The organism is Kineococcus deserti, assembly GCF_050871945.1.
In the GTDB taxonomy this organism is placed as follows: domain Bacteria; phylum Actinomycetota; class Actinomycetes; order Actinomycetales; family Kineococcaceae; genus Kineococcus.
On record NZ_JBJLSI010000035.1, the window covers coordinates 20,225 to 40,846 of the forward strand.

Genomic DNA, 20,622 nt, shown 5'->3' on the forward strand with positions numbered 1-20,622 from the left:
CCCGTCAACTCTGGACTGTCGTCACGCCCGTCTCACCCTCGCCGCGTCACGGCCTCCCGGTGCGCCGCCGCGAGCGCCACCGCGGCGAACACGACGGCACTGCCGAGCACCCACGCCACGTTCACGGCGACCGGCTGGACGCTCAGCCCGGTCAGCGCCGCGATGTCGGTGTCGTCGACGACGGTCTGCAGCACCAGCTGCCCGAAGTGGTAGCTCGGCAGCCACTGCGCGATCCGGCCGATGACGTCGGGCAGTTCGGACAGCGGGACGAAGAACCCCGAGAGGAAGGACAGCGGCAGGAACAGGACGTTGGTGACGACGACGGCCGCGCGGGGCCGGGCCAGGTAGGCGATCGCGAAACCCAGCGGGCTGAACAGGAGCACCCCGGCGACCAGGAGCGCGCCGAGGGCGAGCCACTCCCCCGCCGACAGGTCGACCGAGCCGACCAGCCCGGCGAACAGGCACAGCGCGCTGACCATGAGCAGGCCGTGCACGAACCCGGCGCCGAGTTTGCCCAGCTGGTAGGCGCCGGCGGGGACGGGGGTGGCGGCCAGGGTCCGCAACCAGCCGCGGGCGCGGTCCTTGGCGACGTCCTCGCCGAACACGACGATCCCGAGGGTGAGGGACCCGTAGCAGCCGATCCCGGCGAGCATGACCAGCCCGAACGACGTTCCGCCGGGCAGGGTGGAGTCGGCGTTGGGCAACGCGAAGATCGCGTAGAGGATCAGCGGCAGCGCCATCCCCAGCACCGCGAACTCGGGGGTGCGCAGACCGGCCCGCACCTCGGTGCGCACGGCGAGGCCGGCGAAACCGAACCGGGACCCGGCGCGGCGGGCGGTGCTCTCCTGCAGAACAGTCACGACCGTTCTCCTGCCTGTGTGGTGGGGCGTGCGTCGGTGAGGGCCAGGTAGGCCGATTCGAGGTCGCCGTCGCCGGCGAGCGCCTGCGGGGTGCCGTCGGCGACGGTCCGGCCGGCGGCCAGGACGACGACGCGGTCGGCGACGGTGGCGGCCTCGGTGAGGTCGTGGGTGGCGAACAGGATCGTCGCGCCACCGGCGGCGGCGGCGCGGGCCTGCTCCCAGAACGACCGGCGCGCGAGCACGTCCATCGCGGCGGTCGGTTCGTCCAGCAGCAGCAGGTCGGGTTCGCCGACCAGGGCCAGGGCCAGCAGCAGCCGTTGCCGTTCGCCGCCGGACAGGGCCGTCACGGTGCGGGTGGCGCGGGTCGTCAGCCCGGTGCGTTCCAGGACCTCGGCCAGCGGCCGGCGGTGGGGGTAGGCGCGCCCGACGAGCCGGACGAGTTCGCGCACCGTGACCTGCTCGGGCAGGCCGGCGGACTGCAGCATCGCCCCGACGCGACCGCGGGCCGCGCCGGGGCTGCCGCCCAGGACGCGCACCGTCCCGGCCGTGGGGTGCACCAGGTCCAGCAGCAGTTCGAACGTGGTGCTCTTGCCGGCGCCGTTGGGGCCGAGCAGGGCGACCACCTCCCCGGCCCGCACCTGCAGGTCGATCCCGTCGACGGCCCGCACGGAGCCGTAGGTCTTCACGACCCCGTCCATCTCGATGACGTCCACCGGTGCCTCCTTCCTCGTTCTCCGTCGTGGTGGTCAGGACGGTAGGAAGGGCGCGGGGTCCGGCCGAAGTGCCGGAGGTCACCACCTGCACCCGTGACTTCCAGCACGGGTGCCGCCGGTGCGGGCGCCCCTACGATTCCCCCGTGTTCACCGGGGCCCAGGAACGTTCGACGGCGGTGACGGGGTACGTCGCGCTCGCCGCCGTCGGCGCCAGCGCCGCGGTCGGCGGCTGGGACGGGCCACCGGACGCCCGGACCTGGTGGTGGCTGGCCTACGGCGTCTTCGTGGTCGCGTTCGTCGCCGACGACGTCGCCGACAGCGGTGTGCTGGGCCCGCGGCCGCGGTGGCTGCCGAGCCGGGCGCTGCTGGCCGTGGACGTCGCGGCCGCGCTGGTGGCGTGGTGGCTGGCGCCGCAGGTGAACTGGACGGCCATCCTGTTCGTCGTCACCGCGGTCCCGGCCGCGCTCAGCCTGCCCCCGGCCGCCACCGCCGGCCTCATCGGCGTGCAGGTGCTGGCCATCGTGGCGGGCGTGGCCCGGGTGGGCGCCGACACCGACGAGGTCGTCGCCCTGGGGGCGCTGTACGGCGCGTTCCAGGTGTTCGCCGCGGTCGTGGTCCTCGCCGGGCGCCGGCAGGCCGAGCAGCGCGCCGCGCTGGCCGCGGCCCACGCCCAGCTGCGGGCCGCCTCGGCGCTGCTGGCCGCCTCGAGCCGCGACGCCGAGCGGCTGCGCATCTCCCGGGAACTGCACGACGTCGTCGGTCACGGCCTGACCGCGCTGGCGCTGGAACTGGAGGTCGCCGTCCACCGCGTGCAGGGACCGGCCGCCGAGCAGGTCGAGCGGGCCCGCGGGATCGCCAAGGAACTGCTGGGCGACGTGCGGCACGTCGTGGGTGACCTGCGTGGGGAGGTGCGGGGGCTGGAGAGCGCGTTGCGCGAGGTCGTCGGTCGCGCCCCCGGCCTGCCGGTGGTGCTGACGGTGCGCGAGGAGGTGCCGGTGAGTCCCGAACGGGCCCTGGTGGTGGTGCGCTGCGCGCAGGAACTGCTGACGAACACCCTGCGCCACGCCGGGGCGCACCGCTTCACCCTCGACGTCGAGGCCACCGCGGCCGGGGTGCGCCTGCGCGCGGGCGACGACGGCCGCGGAACCCACCACCTGCGGCCGGGCAACGGGCTGACGGGTCTGACCGAACGCGTGCAGGACGTCGGCGGGACGGTGCGGTTCAGCACCGCTCCCGGCCGGGGTTTCACCGCCGAACTGCAGGTGCCGGCGTGAACGCTCCGGTGCGGGTCGCCGTGGTCGACGACCAGACGCTGGTGCGGCAGGGCATCCTGCGCCTGCTCGCCCTCAGCGACGCCGTCGAGGTCGTCGGGGAGGGCGAGGACGGCGACGAGGCGCTGGACCTCGTGGCCCGCGGCGACGTCGACGTCCTGCTGCTGGACCTGCGGATGCCGCGCCGCGACGGCATCGCGACGCTGGAGGCCCTGCGCGAACGCGGCAGCACCGTTCCCGTGCTGGTGCTGACCACCTTCGACGACGACGAACTGGTCCTGGCCGCGTTGCGCGCCGGGGCCCGCGGGTACCTGCTCAAGGACGTCACCCTCGACCAGGTCCTGGCCGCGATCCGCACCCTGGCCGACGGCGGGAGCATGCTGCAGCCGGCGTTGACCGACCGGCTGCTGCGGGCCGTCGCGAACCGGCCGGCCGCACCGGCCGACCTGGGGGCGCTGGCGCAGCTGACCCGGCGGGAACTGGACGTGCTGCGCCTGGCCGCGGCCGGGTGGTCGAACAAGGAGATCGCCGCCGCCCTGCACCTGGCGCCGGGCACGGTGAAGAACCACGTGACGGCCGTCCTGCTGAAACTCGGCGTCCGCGACCGCACCCGGGCGGTGCTGCGCGCGCTGGAACTGGGTCTGCTGGACGGCTGAGGTCCGGTTCCCCGCCGGCGTCCGGCGTGCGTGGCAGCACATCCGTGACCTCCGGCACAGGTGCGGCGACCACCTCCGTTCCTACCCTCGCTGCGTACCCGTTCCCCGCAGCCACCAGGAGGAGCCGTGAGAACCACCGTCGTGCTGTCGTCAGCGGAAACCCTGTGCGGAGGAGGTGGTTCCCGTGGCTGAGGTCCTCGTGACGGCCATGCCCTTCAGCGGGCACGTCATCCCCCTGACCCACGTGGCCGAGGCCCTCGTGCGCGCCGGTCACCGGGTGCGGTTCCACACCGGTTCGCGGTTCACCCAGTCGGTCCGCGCGGCGGGTGCGCAGGAACTGCCGTGGCGTCACGCGCCGGACTTCGACGAGCACGACCTGAGCGCGACGTTCCCCGCCACGGGGCGCGGCGGCCCGCTGGGGTTCCTGGCGAACCTGGAGCACGTGTTCCTGCGCACCGCCCCCGCTCAGGTGCAGGACCTGCGGGAGGAGTGGGAGCGGCGTCCGTGGGACCTGCTGGTCGCCGACTCCACGAGCATGGGCGGTGCGCTGGCCGCGGAACTGCTGGGCACGCCGTGGGCCACGGTCTCGGTGGCGCCGCTGGCCCTGCCCAGCCGGGAACTCCCTCCGCCGGGTCTGCCGCTCGCCCCGGCCCGCGGCCGGCTGGGCCGGACGCGCGACGCGGCCCTGCGCGGGCTCGTGCACGTCACGACGCGCCGGCTGCGGACCGCGCTGGCCGACGTCCGGGCCGAGGTGGGCCTGGGGCCGACGGACGTCGGTCTGGACGAGCAGTGGTTCTCCCCGTTCCTCGTCCTCACCCTGGGGATCCCCGGCCTGGAACCGGTCCGCGGTGACCTGCCCACGCACGTGCACTTCGTGGGGTCCTTCGCCCCCGCCGACGGGGAACTCCCGCCGGGGTGGGACCAGGCCCTGGCCGCGCCGCGGCCCGTCGTCCACGTCACGCAGGGCACCTTCGGCACCGACCCGCAGCAGCTGTTGCGCCCGGCGCTGGAGGCGCTGGGGCAGCGGGAGGTCACCGTCGCCGCCGTCACCGGCATCACCGGCCGCGACCGGCTGCCCTTCCCCGTTCCCGGCAACGCCGTCGTCGCCGGCCGGGTTCCGCACGGCCGGCTGCTGCCGCGCACCGACGTCGTGGTCACCAACGGCGGCTGGGGTGGGGTTCTGGCGACACTGCGCCACGGCGTGCCCCTGGTCGTGGCCGGTGCCGACCTCGACAAACCCGTCGTGGCCGCCCGGGTGGCCCGCAGCGGCGCCGGCATCGACCTGCGCACCGGCCGCCCCTCGGCGCGCGCCGTCGGCGAGGCCGTGGACACCGTGCTGCGCGACCCGTCCTACCGGCGCAACGCCCAGCGGCTGGCGGCCGAGTTCGCCGCGCACGACACCCCGGCGGAGGTGGTCGGCCTGCTCGGGCAGCTGCTGGACCGGCGCGCGCCCGTCCTGCGCTCCACCGACCCCTGGGCGCCGCCCACGACCGCACCGACGAGCACCCCGACGAGCACACAGAACTGACCCCGCCGAGAACCGGTACCGGACAGGAGAACCGTGAACACCTCGACCTGCGCGACGACCTCGCCGATGGTGCTGACCAGGCGGCGGATCAACCTCGTGTTCTGCGCGCTCGCCGCCGCGATGCTCCTGGCGAGCCTGGACCAGACCATCGTCTCCACCGCCATGCCCACGATCGTCGGCGACCTCGGCGGCATCTCCCACATGGCCTGGGTGACGACGGCCTACCTGCTGGCCAGCACCCTGGTCATGCCCGTCTACGGCAAGTTCGGCGACCTGTGGGGGCGGCGGACGCTGTTCCTGGGAGCCGTCGCCCTGTTCACCCTCGCCAGCGCCGGGCTGGCCCTGGCCGACGGTTTCACCGCGTTCGTGTTCTGGCGCGGGGTCCAGGGCCTGGGTGGCGGCGGGATGATGGTCCTGTCGCAGGCGATCGTCGCCGACGTCGTCCCCGCCCGCGAACGCGGGAAGTACATGGGTCCCCTGGGGGCGATCTTCGGGTTGTCCGCCGTCGCCGGTCCCCTCATCGGCGGGTACTTCACCGACCACGCCGGGCTCGGCTGGCGCTGGTGCTTCTGGATCAACGTGCCGGTCGGGGTGGCGGCCCTGCTCATCGGCTGCGTCGCCCTGAGCCTGCCACGACGGCGCAGCACCGCCCGTCTCGACCTGGCCGGCATCGCCACCCTGTCCCTGCTGACCACCTCGCTGATCCTCGGCACCGAAGCGGGCAGCAGCCGCGGCTGGGGTTCCTGGCCGGCGCTGGCCCTGCTGGGCGCGTTCGCCGTCTGCACGGTGGGTTTCGTGCTGGTCGAACGCACCGCACAGGAACCGATCGTCCCGCTGGGGCTGTTCCGCAACCGGAACTTCGTCCTCGCCACCGCCCTCAGCGCCCTGGTGGGGATGGGTCTGCTCACCCCGGTGGTGTTCATGCCGACGTTCCTGCAGATGGCCTCCGGGACGTCCGCGGCCGGTTCCGGGCTGCTCATGCTGCCGATGACGGCCGGGTTGTTCCTGACGCTCATCGGCTCGGGGATCGTCGTGGCGCGCACCGGTCGCTGCACGGTCTTCCCGGTCGCCGGCGTCCTGACCATCGCCGCGGCGGTGGGGTGGATGACGACGCTGTCCGCCACCACCGCGCTGTGGGTGGTCGGCGCGATGCTCTTCGTGGCGGGCCTCGGCCTGGGGCTGATCATGCAGATCGTCGTCCTCATCGCCCAGAACGCCGTCGGCCCGCAGGTGCTGGGGGCCGCGACCGCGACGACCGCCTACGTCCGCGAGGTCGGGGCCACCGTCGGGATCGCCGTGGGCGGCGCCGTCTTCGCCAGCGCCCTGGCCGGCAACCTGGCCGGCGCCCTGGCCGCGCACACCCCGCAGGCCCTCGAGGCCGGCATCACGTCCGCGGACCGCCTGGTGCCCGAGGCCGTGCACGCCGCCGCCGAACCGCTGCACGGCGCCCTCGTCGGTGCCTACGCCGACGCGCTCGCCCCGTTGTTCGGCTGGCTGCTGCCCGTCCTGGCCGTGGCCGTCGTGCTGGCCCTGCTGCTGAAGGAGGTCCCGCTGTCCGAGGTCGCCGGGATGGTCGCCCGCGGGGAAGCCGTCCTGGAGGGCGACGTCCCGTCCCCGGCACTGTCCGGGGCCCGCCCGGAACCCGCGCCGCAGCCGTCACGGCGATGATGTTCCCGGTGGGGAACCGTCCCCGCTGCCCGACCGCACCAGCGAGGAGACGTCGTGGACCGCCAGCACCGGGTGATGGGGGCCCTCGTGGGCTCCGCCGTCGGCGACGCGCTCGGCGCGCCGTTCGAGTTCGGCCCGCCGGACGCGTTCAGCGCCCGCTTCCCCACCCCCGCCCGCGGCGTGCACACCGAGATGTGCGGCGGCGGGACGCTGAACTGGGAACCGGGTGAGTTCACCGACGACACGCAGATGGCGCTGCTGCTGGCGGAGTCGTTGCTCGACCACGACGGTCTGGACGAGGCCGACGTCTTCGACCGGTTCCGCCGGTGGGCGCAGGCCGGGCCACCCGACATCGGCGTCCAGACCTCCGCGGTGCTGCTGTCCGGCCTGCCCTGGGACACCGCTGCGGTCGAGCACGTCCGCGCCGGGCACCGCGCCGCGGGCAACGGCTCGCTCATGCGCACCACCCCCGCCGCCATCCGCTTCGCCGCCGCGGGCCGGGACGCGACGATGGACGCCGCCCGCCGGATCAGCGCCCTCACCCACGGCGATCCCGCGGCCGGTGAGGGGTGCGCGCTGTTCCACGAGGCCCTCCGGGTGCTGCTGGACGGCGGGGACGCCGACGCGGCCGTCGCCGACGCGCTCCCCCTCGTCGGGGAACCGTACCGCGAGAAGTGGGCGCTGGTGTGCGACCACGGCTGGACACCGCAGGACGCCACCGAGGCCAACGGCGCCGTGTGGCCGACGCTGGGGTCGGCGTTGTGGGCGCTGCGGAACTCGACCACGTTCGAGGAGGCGATGCGGCTCGTCGTCGACCTCGGCGGGGACACCGACACCGTCGCCTGCGTCACCGGGGCGCTCGCGGGCGCCCGCGCCGGCATGACCGGAATCCCGATCCGCTGGACCTCCGTCGTGCACGGGCGCGTTCCCGGTTCCGGCGACCGGGTGTGGGAACTGCGCGACCTGCAGTGGCTGGCCGTCCGCCTCGACGGTTCGTCGGGCGGCCTGTACGAACCGCCGCCCACGCGGGGTCTGGAACCCACCGAGATCTCGCCCGGTGTCTGGGCCGCCGACCTGGACGGCGCCCGCCGCAGCGACCGCGACTTCGCCGTCGTCTCGTTGTGCCGCACGGGCGGACGGTTCGGGCACGACGTGCAGCGTTTCGCCTACCTCACCGACGACGACAGCAACACCGAACTCGTCACGGTCCTGGACGACGTGCTGGGCGACATCGAGGCGCTGCGGGCCGACGGCAGACGGGTGCTCGTGCACTGCCACGCCGGGGCGTCCCGCACCGGGCTGGTGCTGCGTTCCTGGCTGGTCCGTTCGGAGGGGTTGTCCGCGCGGGCGGCGACCGACCGGGTGGCGGCGGTCTGGCCGCACCTGAGCGAGTGGAACTCCACCTTCACGGCGGCGCTGGACGAGCTGGCCCGTCGGTAGTGGACCCGCTCGACCTCGGTGCCCGCCTGGCCCAGCTGCTCGCGACGGGCCGGCGCGTCGCGACGTACAAGCTGGCCACGCTCGACGCCCTGATCCAGCACTGCCTGGAGAACCCCGTTCCCGACGACGCCGGCCTCACCGTGCCGATCGGCGACCTGGCCGACCGGGTCGTCGAGGCGTACTGGCCGCAGGTCCGGGTGTTCGGCGAGCACGGGGTGTTGCGGCAGATCCAGCACACGCGGCCCGACGCCGTGTCCCTCCTCGACGTCGTGCGGGCGTTGCGCGGCGAGGCCGAGCAGCGCGGTCTGTCGACGGCCGCGCAGCTCCGCGCCGCCGCTCCTCGCGAGTGGTCGAAGGCGTTGCGCAGGGTTTCCACCACCCTCGCTCGGCAGCCGCTCTTCCGCCTGCAGAAGACCGGCGGGCGCGAACCCGGGGTCGCGTTCCTCTACGACGATTCGTGGCTCAGCGACGACGTCACCATCACGACGCTGGACGCCCACGACTGGTCGATCGAGCTGCTCCCCGGCGTCCCGTCGGCGCTGGCCAGGGTTTCGTCGATGCTGCAGCCGGTCGTCCGGCAGTGGTGGGTCGAGGACGTCCAGCGCCTGAACCGGGACGAACTGGAACTCCCCGACCTGCACGCCTTCCTCTTCGGAGCCGGCCGCACCGCCGTCGACCGCCTGGCGCCCGGGCTCCGGGAGTACCAGGCGAACCGGTGCTACTACTGCCACCGGACCCTGATCCGGGAGGTGCACGTCGACCACGTCCTGCCGTGGTCCCGAGTTCCCCTCGACGGCGTGCGGAACCTCGTCCTCACCGACCCGCGGTGCAACGGTGACAAACTCGCCACCCTGCCGGCCGTCGACCACGTCCGGGACCTGCTCGCCCGCCCGGAGGCGGACCTGCAGACGATCGCGGCGCCGCTGCGGTGGCCGGTCGAGACGGCACGGGTGCGTGGGGCGGCGGCGGGACTGTACCGGGCGGCGACAGTGGGGTCGCCGTTGTGGCGGGAGCCGGGGTTGTACGACTTCTTCGACGGGCACGTCGCCTGGTGATCCGCAGCTGAACGACAGGATCCCCCCGCACGGGGCCGACCGGGTGACATGAACTCAAGAGCGCAGCGCCCGCCCCCGAAACCCATGCCGTGGGTGTGGCGGGCGGCAGAGCGGACGAGCAGGCCCGGCGGGCCGCGCAGCGGGTGAACCGGCTTCGTCGCCACCCGTCCACCGCCGAACTGCGCGAGCGGCTCGCCGCCGCCGAACGCCGCGAGTACGCCTGGTCGGCCGGCGCAGAAGGCGAGCGCCTGGTCGCTGCGACGCTCGGTGAGCTCCAGGCCGCCGGCTGGATCCTGCTGCACGACGTCCACTGGCCCGGCCGGCCGAAGGCCAACCTCGACCACGTCGCGATCGGTCCGGGCGGGATCGTGGTGGTCGACGCGAAGAACTGGTCGTGGCAGATCACCGTCCACGAGGGCGTCCTGTGGTGCGAGTCCTGGCGCAAGGACCGTGAACTCGAAGCGATCGCGAGCGCCGTCGCGGCCGTGGCGGCGTTGCTGCCACCCGCTCATCGATCCGCGGCACGCGGTGTGCTGTGCGTCGTCGGGCAGGACATCGCTCCCAGCTCCACGACCGCCGGAGTGACCGTGGTCGGGCGTGGGCAGCTCGTCGAGCACGTGCGCGATCTCGGGGAACGGCTCACCGACCAGGACGTGGCGACGGTCGCGGAACTGCTGCGCACCGCCCTGGACGGTCCCGTCAGCCCGACGCTGACCACCACGGCGGCGACCACCGCACCCGCCGCCCACCACGAGCCGTCGCCGCGAGCCCGGCGAGGCGTGCCGTGCACCGTCCCGGCTCGCCGACGCGCACGGTCGCGGGTGGTCCGGGTCCTCCTCGATGCGCTGCTCCACCTCGCCGTCGCAGTGGTGATCGTCGCTGTGGTCGTGACGGTCGGACCGCAGCTGGTGGCCCACGTCGTCGCATCCTTCCTCCGGACGCCCGGGTGACCTGCCTCGTCCACGCGAGCGTTGTCAGGGGCCCAGGAGCGCCGCCGGCACGACCGCGATCCCGTCCCTGCGTCGGTAGGCGTCCGTCCCCGAGGTGACGACCACCGCGTCCAGCAGGTCGTCTCCGAGCGCACCACTCAGCCAGTTCAGGTGCTTGACGTCCGCGTCCGTGACGCTGCCCGCCAACTTCACCTCGACCGCGAGGACCTTGCCGTCGGCGCGCTCGACGACGAGGTCGACCTCGTGGTCACCACCGCGCAGTCGCAGGTGCCCGGTGCGCGCCTCAGCGGCCTGCGCGTAGACCCTCACGTCGAGCGTCACCAGCGACTCGAACAGCTGCCCCAGGAGCGTCGCCTCGCGGCCGGCGCCCCGCGCGGGGTGCGTTCCGGTCAGGGCGTCCGCGTCGACACCGAGCAGGCGGGCGGCGAAGGCGGGGTCGACGAGGTGGTGCTTGGGGGCGGCGGCCAGCCGGGCCAGGTGGTTGCGTGACGGCGTCCAGGCGGGAACCGGGTCGAGGAACCACAGTCGCTCGAGGATGTCCCGGTAGGCGGTCGTCGTCGTCTTCGCCGGTTTGTCGATCTCTCCGGGCGTAGCGGCCTCGAGCAGCCTGTCGTAGGCCGTCACCGTGGATTCCGCCGCGGCGTACGCGGTCATCCAGCGGCGCAGCGGTGCGGGATTGCGCACCGCTCGCCCGAGATCGGGGAAGTCGCGGTCGATGATCGTGTCCAGGTAACCGTCGAGCTGGGCCCGCCGCAGGCGTGGGGGCAGCGGGCGGATTGCCGGAAGCCCCGAACGGCAGATCTCCTCGGCGTAGTCGCCGAGGCCCACGTCGGTCGTGCCGGACACGTCGCCGTGGCGGCCGGACAACAGCTGGGCCAGGGACACGCTGGGCTGTGCGACCCCCCGCTCGACCAACGTCATCGGTCGCATGCGCAATCGGACGATGCGACCTGCCCCACTGTGGATGCCCACATCGCGAGGCACGGCCGAGCCCGCCAGGAGGAAGGAGCCGACGGCCGCTCCGGCGTCGACGGCACGCCGAACGGCGTCCCAGGTGGCGGGAACGTGCTGCCACTCGTCGACGAGGACCGGCGACGGACCCAGCAGCGCACGCTTGGGGTCCGCGTCGACGAGAGCGCGCTGTGCGGGGTCGTCCAGCTGGACGGTGGTTCGCGCACGCTGCAGAGCGGTGCGCGTCTTGCCGACTCCCTTCGCGCCCTCCAGCGCCGCGGCAGCCAACCCCGAGAGGTACTCGTCGAGCTCAGCGTCGACGACACGAGGTGCGTAGGGCGGCGCAGGCATGCGTGAACGCTACCTTTTGGCGCATGATCACGCTACTTTTTGGCGGACCTCAACGCTACCGATCGGCGGGCTGGTGAGGAGCGGACGACGTCGCCCGCCGAGCACCTGTCCGTCGGGCCGCAACAGGACCCGAGACCGCGGCAGAACTCCTGGAACTGCGCGCCAACTGCGCAACAGCGGACCGGTCGACCCGCGGCAGCAGTTCGTCGTCAACCCGTTCGCCGAGGCGGGCCCGGGAAACTCCTCGACCCGCGAGGCGTGCGGAACCACCATCGCCCCCCGGGACGCACCACCCGGAGCCTCCGCAACCGGTGACTCAGGGATCGGTCACCACGGCGCCCCGTCCACGAGGACCTCGATCTCGCGCCGCTCGAGGAACCCGGTCTCCCACCCCCGTTTCAGCTGCGCGACGGCCGTGCCCGGCCCGTTCACCCCGACGGTCACCACCCGCTGGGCGGTCGCTCCCGGGGCGCCCGTGGCGGCGGGTTCCAGGATGTCGTCGAGGACGATCAGCCGTCCCTCGACGGCCACGTCCCACTCGTGTCCGGTGACGGGCTGCGCCAGCCGCAGCGTCACCCGGTCCCCCAGCGCGACCTCCACCGACGACCGGTCACCGAGTTCCACGTCCACGCCGTACTCCTCCTCCGCACCGGACCGCAGCCCCGGGCGCCGCCGTCACGCGGAGGCGCCCACCTGGAGCCGGTTCGGCCATCCTGCGTCGGCCACCGGTTCCAGCCGCAGTTCGGGTACTCCACCAGCCGTGCTACCCCGTCCCGGCGCCTCTACACAGCCGGATCCACATCGGTACCGGGTGCAACCAGTCCCGTCGAACTCCGGGTTCACCCGCGGCGCAGCGTCCACTGCAGCCAGGCCCGAACTCCGCGCGGGGCGACCCGCACCAACGGCAGTTCGACCCGCGAGCGGTGGGCCAGGGTCAACTGCTCGCGCAGCACCTCGACGAGAACGCGGGTGTCGTCGGCGGCGTCGTGCGGGCGCACCTGCGCGACCCCCCAGTGCGCCGCCAACGTCGCGAGCCGCAGGTTCTCCAGCGGGAGTTCCAGGCGCTTGGCCAGTTTCCACGTGCACAACCGTTGCCGCACCGGCAACCGGACGCCCGCGGCCTGCATCTCGGCGGCGATGAACTTCCAGTCGAACTTCGCGTTGTGGGCGACGAACACCCGCCCGGCGAGCAACCGGGCCAGCCGGGGTGCGACCTGGTCGAACGTCGGTGCCCCGAGGAGGTGCTCGGCCGTGATGCCGTGCAGATCGGTGGGGCCGGGGTCGCGCAGCGGGTCGACCAGCGTCGACCACGACTCCTCGACGACCCCGCGGGCGTCGAGCAACGTCACCGCGACCTGGACGATCCGGTCGCCGGCCTCCGGCCTCAGCCCCGTCGTCTCGACGTCCAGCACCGCGTAGCGGTGCCGGTAGCGCCAGGCCACCGCGCGCGGCAGGGGCGCGGCGGCCGGTGGGGCGGTCAGGCGGGTGGTCATCGGGTCTCCTCGCTGTGCAACGGGACAGACCATGGCAGACGGGTCCGACACCGGCCCCCACGCCCTCACCGTTCGACCGGGTTTCGAACGCTCGTCGCCGAACGGTGAACCGCGCCGACGGCAGGACGTTCCGCGCGGAGCTCCCCGCAGGGTGGATCCGGAACTCCTCGCCGAACGACTCCCGTCACGTGGCGCGGTCTGCGGGTCGCCCGAGTTCTCCGCCCTCACCCTTGACGACGGCAAGTTAGGCGCCTAACTTGCTGGTCGTGGACCTCGCGCACGAACTGCACGACCTGGTGCGGACCCTGGACCAGCACGCCGAACGAGCGCTGCGCCCCGAAGGACTCAGCTACCACCGCTACGTCGCCCTCGTCATCACCTCCGAGCACCCGGGCCTGACCGGCCGGCAGCTGGCCAGGGCCCTGGGCATCTCCGAGCCCTCCACGAGCACCCTGGTGCGCCAACTGGTGGCGGCCGGGCTGGTGCACGACGTGGCCCCGGCCGGCGCCGGCAACGTGCGCAGACTGGAGGTCACCGAACTCGGGAAGGCCACCAGGATCCGCTGCACCGACCTGCTCGGCGCCGCGCTCGAGGACAGCGCCCGGCGCATCGGCCTCGACCCGGACCGGCTGGCCGCCGCGGTGCGCGCCCTGCACGAGGAGGTCCGCCGCCCCGCCCCCGCGAACACACCCGCTCCCGCCTCCGAGGAGGACCAGTGATCCCCACCGCCGTCGTCGCCGCCCCCACCGCGGCCCTCATGCTCACCCGGCTCGGCCTGCTGGCCGCCCTGCACGTCGTGCCCAGCGACTACTCCCCGGTGCGCCACGCCGTCAGCGACTACGCCGTCGGCCGCACCCGCCGCCTCTCGACGGCCATGACGTGGGTCGGCGCCACCGCCTGGGCCGGGCTGGCGGCCACGGTGGCGATCGCCCTGCCTGGCTGGGAGCACCGGACGTCGGTGACGCTGTGGCTGCTGCTCCTCGCGCTCGTGTTCACCCTCCTGCCGCACCTGCCGACCGACCTGGAGGGCGCACCCCGCACCCGGACCGGGGTCCTGCACCACGTCGCGGCCATCACCTGGTTCGCCATCAGCTACTCGCTCACCGGCACCTTCCGCGACCTGTTCACCGGCAGCGCGCTCGGCGGTGCCCTGGGGGTGCTGCACCTGGTGGCGGCCGCCTCCTTGACCTGCCTGGTGCTCTCCCTCCCCGTCCGTCCCCTGCGAGCGCGCACCTTCGGTCTCAGCGAGCGGGTGTTCCTCGTGAGCATCGCGATCTCGTACCTGCTCGTGACGAGCGGTCTGCTCACCGGGGCCACCGGACGCTGACCGCGCCACCGTGAGGCCCTCGGCGCTGCTGACGTCCACCGACGAGCGACTGGCGCGGTCGCCGGCCTCGGTTCCTCGACCCGGCGGCGGCGCTGACCCGCTGACGGATCCCCGCTCGCGGGGTCAGTGGGCGACGGCGTCGGTGCGCTTCGACTTGCGGTGCACGGTGAGGTTCACCACCAGGACGACCAGCGCGCCGACGACCAGGCCGAGCACGGCGCTGAAGAACGTGTTGACGAGCCACCCGACGATTCCGCCGACCGCCCCGGTCGCCTCGTGCGCGGCCTCCTCGAGGTGGTGCACGAACTCGTACAGGGGGTGGAAACCGAGTTCGTCGGTGCCCACCAGCAGGATGTGCCCGCCCACCCACAGCATCGCGGCGGTGCCGACGACGGTGAGGAACGTCAGGAGCTTCGGCATGGCGTTGACCAGGCCGCGGCCGAACCGGGCGACGCCGGCCGACGGGCGCTGGGCGAGCTTGAGGCCGACGTCGTCCATCTTCACGATGAGCCCGACGGCGCCGTAGACCAGGACCGTGATGGCGATGCCGACGACGACGAGGATGATCAGCCGGGCCCAGAAGGACTGGTCGGCGACCTCGTTGAGCGAGATGACCATGATCTCGGCGGACAGGATGAGATCGGTGCGGATGGCCCCGGACACGACCGTCTTCTCGTCCTGGGGCCCGCCGTCCTTCGCGTGCCCGTGACCGCTGACCTTCGCCCAGACCTTCTCGGCGCCCTCGAAGCACAGGTAGGCACCACCCAGCATGAGGATGGGCGTGAGCAGGAAGTCGGCGAACTGACTGAGCAGCAGGATCGCCGGCAGGATGATCAGCAGCTTGTTGCGCAGCGAGCCGATCGCGATGCGCTTGATGATCGGCAGCTCGCGGTCGGGGGTGAGCCCACGCACGTACTGCGGGGTGACCGCGGCGTCGTCGACGACGACCCCGGCCGCCTTGGCGCCGGCCTTGGCGGCGGCGGCGCCGATGTCGTCGACGGAGGCCGCCGCCGCGCGCGCGATGAGCGCGACGTCGTCCAGCAGGGCCACGAGTCCACCGGCCACGGCGGGTTCCTCCTCGGTCGGGCGTTCAGAGCCCTCTCAGGTTGTCACGGCCTTGCGCACCCAGCGCCCCGAGGAGCGCCCGCACGAACAGCTCGCTGCGGGCGCTGATCTCGTCGCCGCCCCCCAGGGCCGGCGAGTCGGCCGGCAGGCGGTGCACCTCGTCGAGCAGCGCCAGGCAGACCCCACGGGTCCAGGCCGGGTCGGCGGTGGCGATGACCCCCGCCTCGTGCAGCCGCTCGAAGAGCCGGGTCATCCGCTCGAGGGACCGCGGCCCCGGGGTGTCGGCGAGCGCCAGGGCGAACCGGTTGGCGATCTTCAGCGCGAAGACGCGGTGCGAGAGCTCGCACAGCAGGGCCAGGGGGTCGTCGGTCGCGGCCTCGGCCTCGTCGAAGGCCAGCTCGTAGCGGCAGTTCAGCTGGTCGGCCAGTGCGGTGAGGAGAGCCGTCCGGTTGGCGAAGCGCCGGTGGACGGTTGCGCGGGCGAGCCCGGCGGCGTCGGCGATCCGCTCCAGCGGCGCGTTCGGGTCGGCCGCCAGCACGCCCTCGGCCGCCTCGAGGATGCGGGCCGTGCTGCGTTCGGCGTCCGCACGGACGCGTCGGGTGCCGGTCACGGGCCCAGCGTAACTGACACAGAAGTGTCGCAGTTCTCTTGACGAAACTGCGACAGGCGTGTTGCAGTTCTCGCCTCGACCCACCTGAGGAGAAACCCGTGGACCTCCGACTCACCGACCGACGCGTCCTCGTCACCGGCGCCAGCCGCGGCATCGGCCTCGCGATCGTGCAGGCCTTCCAGGCCGAGGGCGCCGACGTCGTCGCCACCTCCCGCAACAGCACCCCCGAACTCGACGACACCGGCGTGCAGTTCTTCGCCGCCGACCTGGCGACCCCCGACGGACCGCGCGAACTGCTCGAAGCCGTCCTGTCCGCGGACTCACGCCTGGACGTGCTCGTGAACAACGCCGGCGGCGGCAGCGGCACCCCGGACGCGCTCACCGATCCCTTCGGCGGCACCGACGCGCAGTGGGCCCAGATGCTGGACCTCAACCTGCTCGCGGCCGTGCGCACCACGCGCGCCGCCCTGCCGGCGTTGCTGACCGCCGGCGGCGCCGTCGTCAACGTCTCCTCCGACAGCGCCCGCCGCCCGGGCGGCGCGCTGTCCTACTCGACCGCCAAAGCCGCGCTGAGCGCCTTCTCCCGCGGACTCGCCGAAGCCGTCGGGCCCCGGGGCGTGCGGGTGAACGTCGTCAGCCCCTCCGCGACGCTGACCCCGCTCATCGCGGGCGAGGACGGCATCGCCCGCCTCATCGCGACCGCCTCCGGCGTCGACCACGACGCGGTCCTCGCGAACTTCCCGCAGCAGACCGGGATGCTCACGGGCCGGTTCATCGACCCGGCCGAGATCGCCCGGGCCGTCGTGCTGCTGGCCTCCCCGACCATGCCCAGCGCCGTCGGGCAGAACTGGGGGGTGGACGCGGGAGCCGTGAAGGTGGCCTGACCCCACCGCCGGCGCTCCGGGGAACAGCCGCCCGGGTTCGGCGTTCGGCACGGTCGTCGCTGGCCGTCCGGCCGAGGAGCCCGCCATGTCCGACCGTCCCGTCCAGCACGTCCCCACCGCTCACGCCGGCCACCACCGGCGACGTGGGCGGTGGCGGCCCGGGCCACGTCGCACTGCCTCACCGGCTGCGCCGTCGGCGAGGTCCTCGGCATGGTCGTCGGTACCAGCCTGGGTCTGCACAACGCGGCCACGGTCGCCCTCTCGGTCGCCCTGGCGTTCGTCTTCGGGTACGCGCTGACGTCAGGATCGACGTCAGGAGGCGGCGGTGCGCCGACGTGGAGCCTGCGTCGCCTGCTGACGGGCGAACCGGCGGGTGGCGTCGACTAGCGCGGGATCCGCAGGTCGTACTGCGCGACCTTGCGGTAGATCGTCGCCCGGCTCATCCCCAGCTCCTGCGCCGCCTGCTTCATCGACACCCCCGGCGTCGTCAGCACGCGCACGATCTCGTCGCGCTCGAGCGCCTCGATGCGCGACAACCGGTGCCCGGACCCGCTGAACACCTCCGCCGGCAGGTGCCGCACGTCGACGGTGTCCGCCTGCAGCGCAGCGCCTCGCACGACGCGGTGCAACTGGTCGACGTTCCCCGGCCACGGGCACGTCTCCAGCGCCCGGGCGGCGGCGGGGGTGATGTCCAGGTCGCGACCGCGGGTCTGGCGGACGAAGTGCGCCGCCAGCGGGAGCACGTCCGCCGTCCGTTCGCGCAGCGGCGGGACGGGCACCACCGCGTCGACCAGCGCCGCCAGGGACGCGGGCACCTCGGCGAGGTCCTCGGCCGTCAGGACCACCGGCAGGTCGGGCCGGACGGCGCGGGCGGTCACGATGAGCGAGCACAGCTCGTCGGCGGCCCGGGCCGGCAGGCTGTCCACCTCGCACACGACGACGGCCGTGTCGGCCTTGCCGAGTTCGGGCGACCACAGCGCCAGCCACGCGTCGAGGTCCTGCGGCGCCGGTGGGCTCGCCGACAGGATCCGGTCGCGCGGGCGGACCCGGCGCACCGCCTGGGCCAGCACGGTCGAGCGCCCCGACCCGCGCTCGCCCACCGCGACGACGACGCGCCCGTCGCGCACGACGTCCTCGCACCGCTGCAGCACCGCCCGCCAGGGCGCGGACAGCCCCTGCACCGTCCCGCTCCCCGGTTCGAGGGTGCCGCCCCGCACGTGGAAGACCTCCCCGCGCGGAGCCGGCCGCGGGGCCCGCCCGCGCGAGCGGGCCAGCATGAGCGCCGACGTCGCGCCCGCCGCGGACTGCGCCAGGGCGAGCAGCAGCTTGCCGGGCTGCTCGGCCCACGTCGTGATGTTGACGCTGCCCTCGAGCCGGCCGCTGACGGGGTCCAGCACCGGCACGGCCGCGCACGTGTACCCGGCCAGGCTCGTGCTGTAGTGCTCCTCGGCCCGCACCACCGACGGCAACCGGTCGGCCAGCGCCAGGCCCAGCCCGCTGGTGCCGGCCTCGCGCTCGGAGAAGGCGAACCCCGGCGCGAGGTGCACCGCGTCCAGGCTGCGCAGCAGCGAGGTGTCCCCCGACAGCCGGTTCAGGACGAGTCCCTCTGCGTCGGTGAGCATGAGGCTGACGGGTTCGTCGGCGAGCGTGCGGTGCAGGTCGGTGAGGACCTCGCGGCCGCACTCGAAGAACAGCGAGTCCTGCTCCCACGTGCCGGAGAACACCGGTTCGACGTCGTCCGTGCGCACTCCGTAGTCGGAACTGCGTCGCCAGGACGCGACGAGCCGGTCGGGGACCTGCACACCGGTGCGCAACGGGTGGACGGCGCGTCGCCGAGCCGCATCGCTCATGGGCCCACCGTACGACCCGGCCGGGGACCGCACGAGCCGTTCCGTCTCAAAGTGAGACACCGGGCACCTCCCCCGCGCCCCGGACGTCCCTACCGTCGAGACACGCAGAGCCCGTCACTGGAGATGGAGAGCAGCATGTACACCAAGGACGGCGAGAAGTACTTCATCGTCGACGCGCACATCGCGCTGTGGGACGCCCGCCCGGAGAACCAGCGGAACGTCCACGGCAAGCAGTTCATCGACTGCTTCTACGACTACCACCGCAACCTCAGCCCGGACTCGGAGCTGTGGTCGTACGAGGAGTACCTGTACCAGGGCGGCGAGCGCCTCATGCACGACGTCTTCGAGGTCGGCTACGCCGACCACGCGATCTTCCAGCCGGCCCGGCTCGGCGAGTTCTACCGGAAGGGGTTCGGGCAGACCGCCGAGGCCCTGGAGCTCACCCGCAAGCACCCCGACAAGCTGACCTACAACCACTACTTCGACCCCCGCGACGGCGAACGCGGCCTGGACCGGCTGCGGCAGGACGCCGAGGAGATGAACCTGCAGGGCGTCAAGCTCTACACCGCCGACTGGCACGGCGACTCCCGCGGCTACAAGCTGTCCGACCCGTGGACCTACCGGTACCTGGAGGTGTGCCGCGAGGTCGGGATCAAGAACATCCACGTCCACAAGGGCCCCACGATCCGGCCGCTGGACCGGGACGCGTTCGACGTCGCCGACGTCGACCACGTCGCGACCGACTTCACCGACCTGAACTTTGTCGTGGAGCACTGCGGGCTGCCCCGGCTGGAGGACTTCTGCTGGATCGCCACGCAGGAACCCAACGTGTACGCCGGCCTCGCGGTCGCCATCCCGTTCATGCACACCCGCCCGCGGTACTTCGCGCAGATCATCGGTGAACTGCTGTACTGGCTGGACGAGAACCGGATCTTCTTCTCCAGCGACTACGCGCTGTGGACGCCGAAGTGGCTGGTCGAGACGTTCGTGGACTTCCAGATCCCCGAGGACATGAGCGAGTACGCGCCGCTGACGACCGACCAGAAGAAGAAGATCCTCGGGCTGAACGCCGCCGCGGTGTACGGCATCCCGGTACCGGAGGAGCTGCAGGTCGCGAACCCGCCGCAGCTGGCCGAACCGCAGGCCGTGGCGGTGGCTTGATGACGACCACCACCCTTGACCTGCGACAGGAGTGCCTCGACGCGCTGTCGGCCGTGCTCGACCCCGAACTCGACGAACCCATCACCGACCTCGGGTTCGTGCGGTCCCTGGACGTCGAGGGGTCGACCGTGACGGTGCACCTGCGGCTGCCGACGTCGTTCTGCTCGCCGAACTTCGCCTACCTCATGGCCTCGGACAGCAAGGACGCGCTCGCTGAACTGCCCGGGGTGTCGCAGGTCGTCGTCGAACTCGACGACCACCACGACTCCGACCTCATCAACGCCGGTCTCGCGGCCGACGCCGGGTACAAGGGGACGTTCAAGCACGAGGCCGAGCAGGACCTCGACGAACTGCGGCTGACGTTCCGCCGCAAGGCGCACACGGCGGCCATGGAACGCGCCCTGACGACGCTGCTGCGCGCGGACGCCTCCCTGCGGGAGGAGGAGGTCGGCGAGGTGACGCTCGCCGACCTGCGCGACGAGCGCACGACGACGGCGCTGCTGCGCCGGCGGGTCGCGCTCGGCATCTCCACCGAACCCGGGGCGACCGTCCTCGTCGACGACCACGGTCGGGCGTACCCGCGCGAGGAGGTGCCGATGCGGTTGCGGCGCGCGCGCTCCACGCGCATCTCCATCGACGGCAACGCGCACTTCTGCCGGGGTCTGCTGCGCACCCGCTACCCCGGGTCCGAACAGGACCAGACGGTCCGGCCGGAGGGCGCCGAACCCGGCGACCACCCGTTGCTGCCCCTCACCCCCGTCTCCACCAGGGAGTTCTCCGCATGAGCAC

The 20,622-nt window shown here is 73.3% G+C and carries 20 protein-coding genes and 1 pseudogene; 13 read left to right on the forward strand and 8 right to left on the reverse strand.

Features of this window, described 5'->3' with window-relative positions:
• Positions 1–32: 32 nt before the first annotated feature.
• A complete protein-coding gene (locus ACRYR2_RS20825; RefSeq protein WP_432564802.1) occupies positions 33–860 on the reverse strand; it encodes an ABC transporter permease in 828 nt (275 codons plus the stop codon).
• Entirely contained in the window at positions 857–1,573 is a 717-nt protein-coding gene (locus tag ACRYR2_RS20830) for an ABC transporter ATP-binding protein (RefSeq protein ID WP_432564803.1), read from the reverse strand. The genes ACRYR2_RS20825 and ACRYR2_RS20830 overlap by 4 nt, the downstream gene beginning before the upstream one ends.
• A gap of 143 nt (positions 1,574–1,716) precedes the next feature.
• On the opposite strand from ACRYR2_RS20830, the gene ACRYR2_RS20835 reads away from it, so the two are divergent.
• The 7 genes from ACRYR2_RS20835 to ACRYR2_RS20865 all read left to right on the forward strand — a co-directional run bounded on the left by ACRYR2_RS20835 (position 1,717) and on the right by ACRYR2_RS20865 (position 10,141).
• Entirely contained in the window at positions 1,717–2,847 is a 1,131-nt protein-coding gene (locus ACRYR2_RS20835) for a sensor histidine kinase (protein WP_432564804.1), read from the forward strand.
• The gene (locus ACRYR2_RS20840) at positions 2,844–3,500 is read left to right on the forward strand and encodes a response regulator (protein WP_432564805.1); all 657 of its coding nucleotides are present in this window, start codon (positions 2,844–2,846) and stop codon (positions 3,498–3,500) included. Before ACRYR2_RS20835 ends, ACRYR2_RS20840 begins: the two co-directional genes overlap by 4 nt.
• A 184-nt stretch (positions 3,501–3,684) precedes the next feature.
• Positions 3,685–5,028, forward strand: a complete 1,344-nt coding sequence (locus ACRYR2_RS20845; RefSeq protein WP_432564806.1) for a glycosyltransferase — start codon at positions 3,685–3,687, stop codon at positions 5,026–5,028.
• 33 nt (positions 5,029–5,061) lie between these two features.
• On the forward strand, positions 5,062–6,696 hold the full coding sequence (locus ACRYR2_RS20850) for an MFS transporter (RefSeq protein WP_432564807.1): 1,635 nt from the start codon (positions 5,062–5,064) through the stop codon (positions 6,694–6,696).
• A gap of 54 nt (positions 6,697–6,750) precedes the next feature.
• Positions 6,751–8,136 carry an ADP-ribosylglycohydrolase family protein gene (locus tag ACRYR2_RS20855; protein ID WP_432564808.1) on the forward strand — a complete coding sequence of 462 codons (1,386 nt, stop codon included), beginning with the start codon at positions 6,751–6,753 and terminating at the stop codon, positions 8,134–8,136.
• Entirely contained in the window at positions 8,136–9,191 is a 1,056-nt protein-coding gene (locus ACRYR2_RS20860; RefSeq protein WP_432564809.1) for an HNH endonuclease, read from the forward strand. Before ACRYR2_RS20855 ends, ACRYR2_RS20860 begins: the two co-directional genes overlap by 1 nt.
• A gap of 95 nt (positions 9,192–9,286) precedes the next feature.
• Entirely contained in the window at positions 9,287–10,141 is an 855-nt protein-coding gene (locus ACRYR2_RS20865; RefSeq protein WP_432564810.1) for a nuclease-related domain-containing protein, read from the forward strand.
• Positions 10,142–10,165: 24 nt separating this feature from the next.
• On the opposite strand, the gene ACRYR2_RS20870 is transcribed toward ACRYR2_RS20865, so the two are convergent.
• From ACRYR2_RS20870 to ACRYR2_RS20880, 3 genes are all read right to left on the reverse strand, one after another.
• A complete protein-coding gene (locus tag ACRYR2_RS20870) occupies positions 10,166–11,443 on the reverse strand; it encodes an ATP-binding protein (protein ID WP_432564811.1) in 1,278 nt (425 codons plus the stop codon).
• 327 nt (positions 11,444–11,770) lie between these two features.
• The gene (locus tag ACRYR2_RS20875; protein WP_432564812.1) at positions 11,771–12,073 is read right to left on the reverse strand and encodes a hypothetical protein; all 303 of its coding nucleotides are present in this window, start codon (positions 12,071–12,073) and stop codon (positions 11,771–11,773) included.
• Positions 12,074–12,282: 209 nt separating this feature from the next.
• A complete protein-coding gene (locus tag ACRYR2_RS20880) occupies positions 12,283–12,936 on the reverse strand; it encodes an exonuclease domain-containing protein (RefSeq protein WP_432564813.1) in 654 nt (217 codons plus the stop codon).
• Positions 12,937–13,202: 266 nt separating this feature from the next.
• Between ACRYR2_RS20880 and ACRYR2_RS20885 the strand changes: the two genes are divergently transcribed.
• Together ACRYR2_RS20885 and ACRYR2_RS20890 are read left to right on the forward strand one after the other, a co-directional pair.
• The gene (locus ACRYR2_RS20885; RefSeq protein WP_432564814.1) at positions 13,203–13,655 is read left to right on the forward strand and encodes a MarR family winged helix-turn-helix transcriptional regulator; all 453 of its coding nucleotides are present in this window, start codon (positions 13,203–13,205) and stop codon (positions 13,653–13,655) included.
• Complete coding sequence (locus ACRYR2_RS20890; protein ID WP_432564815.1) at positions 13,652–14,263, forward strand: DUF998 domain-containing protein; 612 nt, start codon at positions 13,652–13,654, stop codon at positions 14,261–14,263. The genes ACRYR2_RS20885 and ACRYR2_RS20890 overlap by 4 nt, the downstream gene beginning before the upstream one ends.
• 123 nt (positions 14,264–14,386) lie before the next feature.
• On the opposite strand, the gene ACRYR2_RS20895 is transcribed toward ACRYR2_RS20890, so the two are convergent.
• Positions 14,387–15,328: a DUF808 domain-containing protein gene (locus ACRYR2_RS20895; protein ID WP_432564816.1), complete on the reverse strand. Its 942-nt coding sequence runs from the start codon at positions 15,326–15,328 to the stop codon at positions 14,387–14,389.
• A 25-nt stretch (positions 15,329–15,353) separates the two neighbouring features.
• Entirely contained in the window at positions 15,354–15,938 is a 585-nt protein-coding gene (locus ACRYR2_RS20900; RefSeq protein WP_432564817.1) for a TetR/AcrR family transcriptional regulator, read from the reverse strand.
• Between the two features lie 98 nt (positions 15,939–16,036).
• On the opposite strand from ACRYR2_RS20900, the gene ACRYR2_RS20905 reads away from it, so the two are divergent.
• Positions 16,037–16,822 (forward strand): SDR family NAD(P)-dependent oxidoreductase, encoded by a 786-nt coding sequence (locus ACRYR2_RS20905; RefSeq protein ID WP_432564818.1) that lies wholly within the window; start codon positions 16,037–16,039, stop codon positions 16,820–16,822.
• A 150-nt stretch (positions 16,823–16,972) separates the two neighbouring features.
• A pseudogene (locus ACRYR2_RS20910) lies at positions 16,973–17,122 on the forward strand (DUF4396 domain-containing protein); the annotation flags it as partial.
• Between the two features lie 83 nt (positions 17,123–17,205).
• On the opposite strand, the gene ACRYR2_RS20915 reads toward ACRYR2_RS20910, so the two are convergent.
• Positions 17,206–18,672 (reverse strand): AAA-type ATPase lid domain-containing protein, encoded by a 1,467-nt coding sequence (locus ACRYR2_RS20915; RefSeq protein ID WP_432564819.1) that lies wholly within the window; start codon positions 18,670–18,672, stop codon positions 17,206–17,208.
• 135 nt (positions 18,673–18,807) lie between these two features.
• On the opposite strand from ACRYR2_RS20915, the gene ACRYR2_RS20920 reads away from it, so the two are divergent.
• Both ACRYR2_RS20920 and ACRYR2_RS20925 read left to right on the forward strand, forming a co-directional pair.
• Positions 18,808–19,833 (forward strand): amidohydrolase family protein, encoded by a 1,026-nt coding sequence (locus ACRYR2_RS20920; RefSeq protein ID WP_432564820.1) that lies wholly within the window; start codon positions 18,808–18,810, stop codon positions 19,831–19,833.
• A complete protein-coding gene (locus tag ACRYR2_RS20925; protein ID WP_432564821.1) occupies positions 19,833–20,618 on the forward strand; it encodes an iron-sulfur cluster assembly protein in 786 nt (261 codons plus the stop codon). The genes ACRYR2_RS20920 and ACRYR2_RS20925 overlap by 1 nt, the downstream gene beginning before the upstream one ends.
• Positions 20,619–20,622: the final 4 nt, after the last annotated feature.

Coding starts and splice junctions, on each gene's coding strand:
- ACRYR2_RS20880 (WP_432564813.1), bottom strand. CDS start 12,936: ATGACCACCCGCCTGACCGCCCCACCGGCCGCCGCGCCCCTGCCGCGC.
- ACRYR2_RS20870 (WP_432564811.1), bottom strand. CDS start 11,443: ATGCCTGCGCCGCCCTACGCACCTCGTGTCGTCGACGCTGAGCTCGAC.
- ACRYR2_RS20925 (WP_432564821.1), top strand. CDS start 19,833: ATGACGACCACCACCCTTGACCTGCGACAGGAGTGCCTCGACGCGCTG.
- ACRYR2_RS20920 (WP_432564820.1), top strand. CDS start 18,808: ATGTACACCAAGGACGGCGAGAAGTACTTCATCGTCGACGCGCACATC.
- ACRYR2_RS20915 (WP_432564819.1), bottom strand. CDS start 18,672: ATGAGCGATGCGGCTCGGCGACGCGCCGTCCACCCGTTGCGCACCGGT.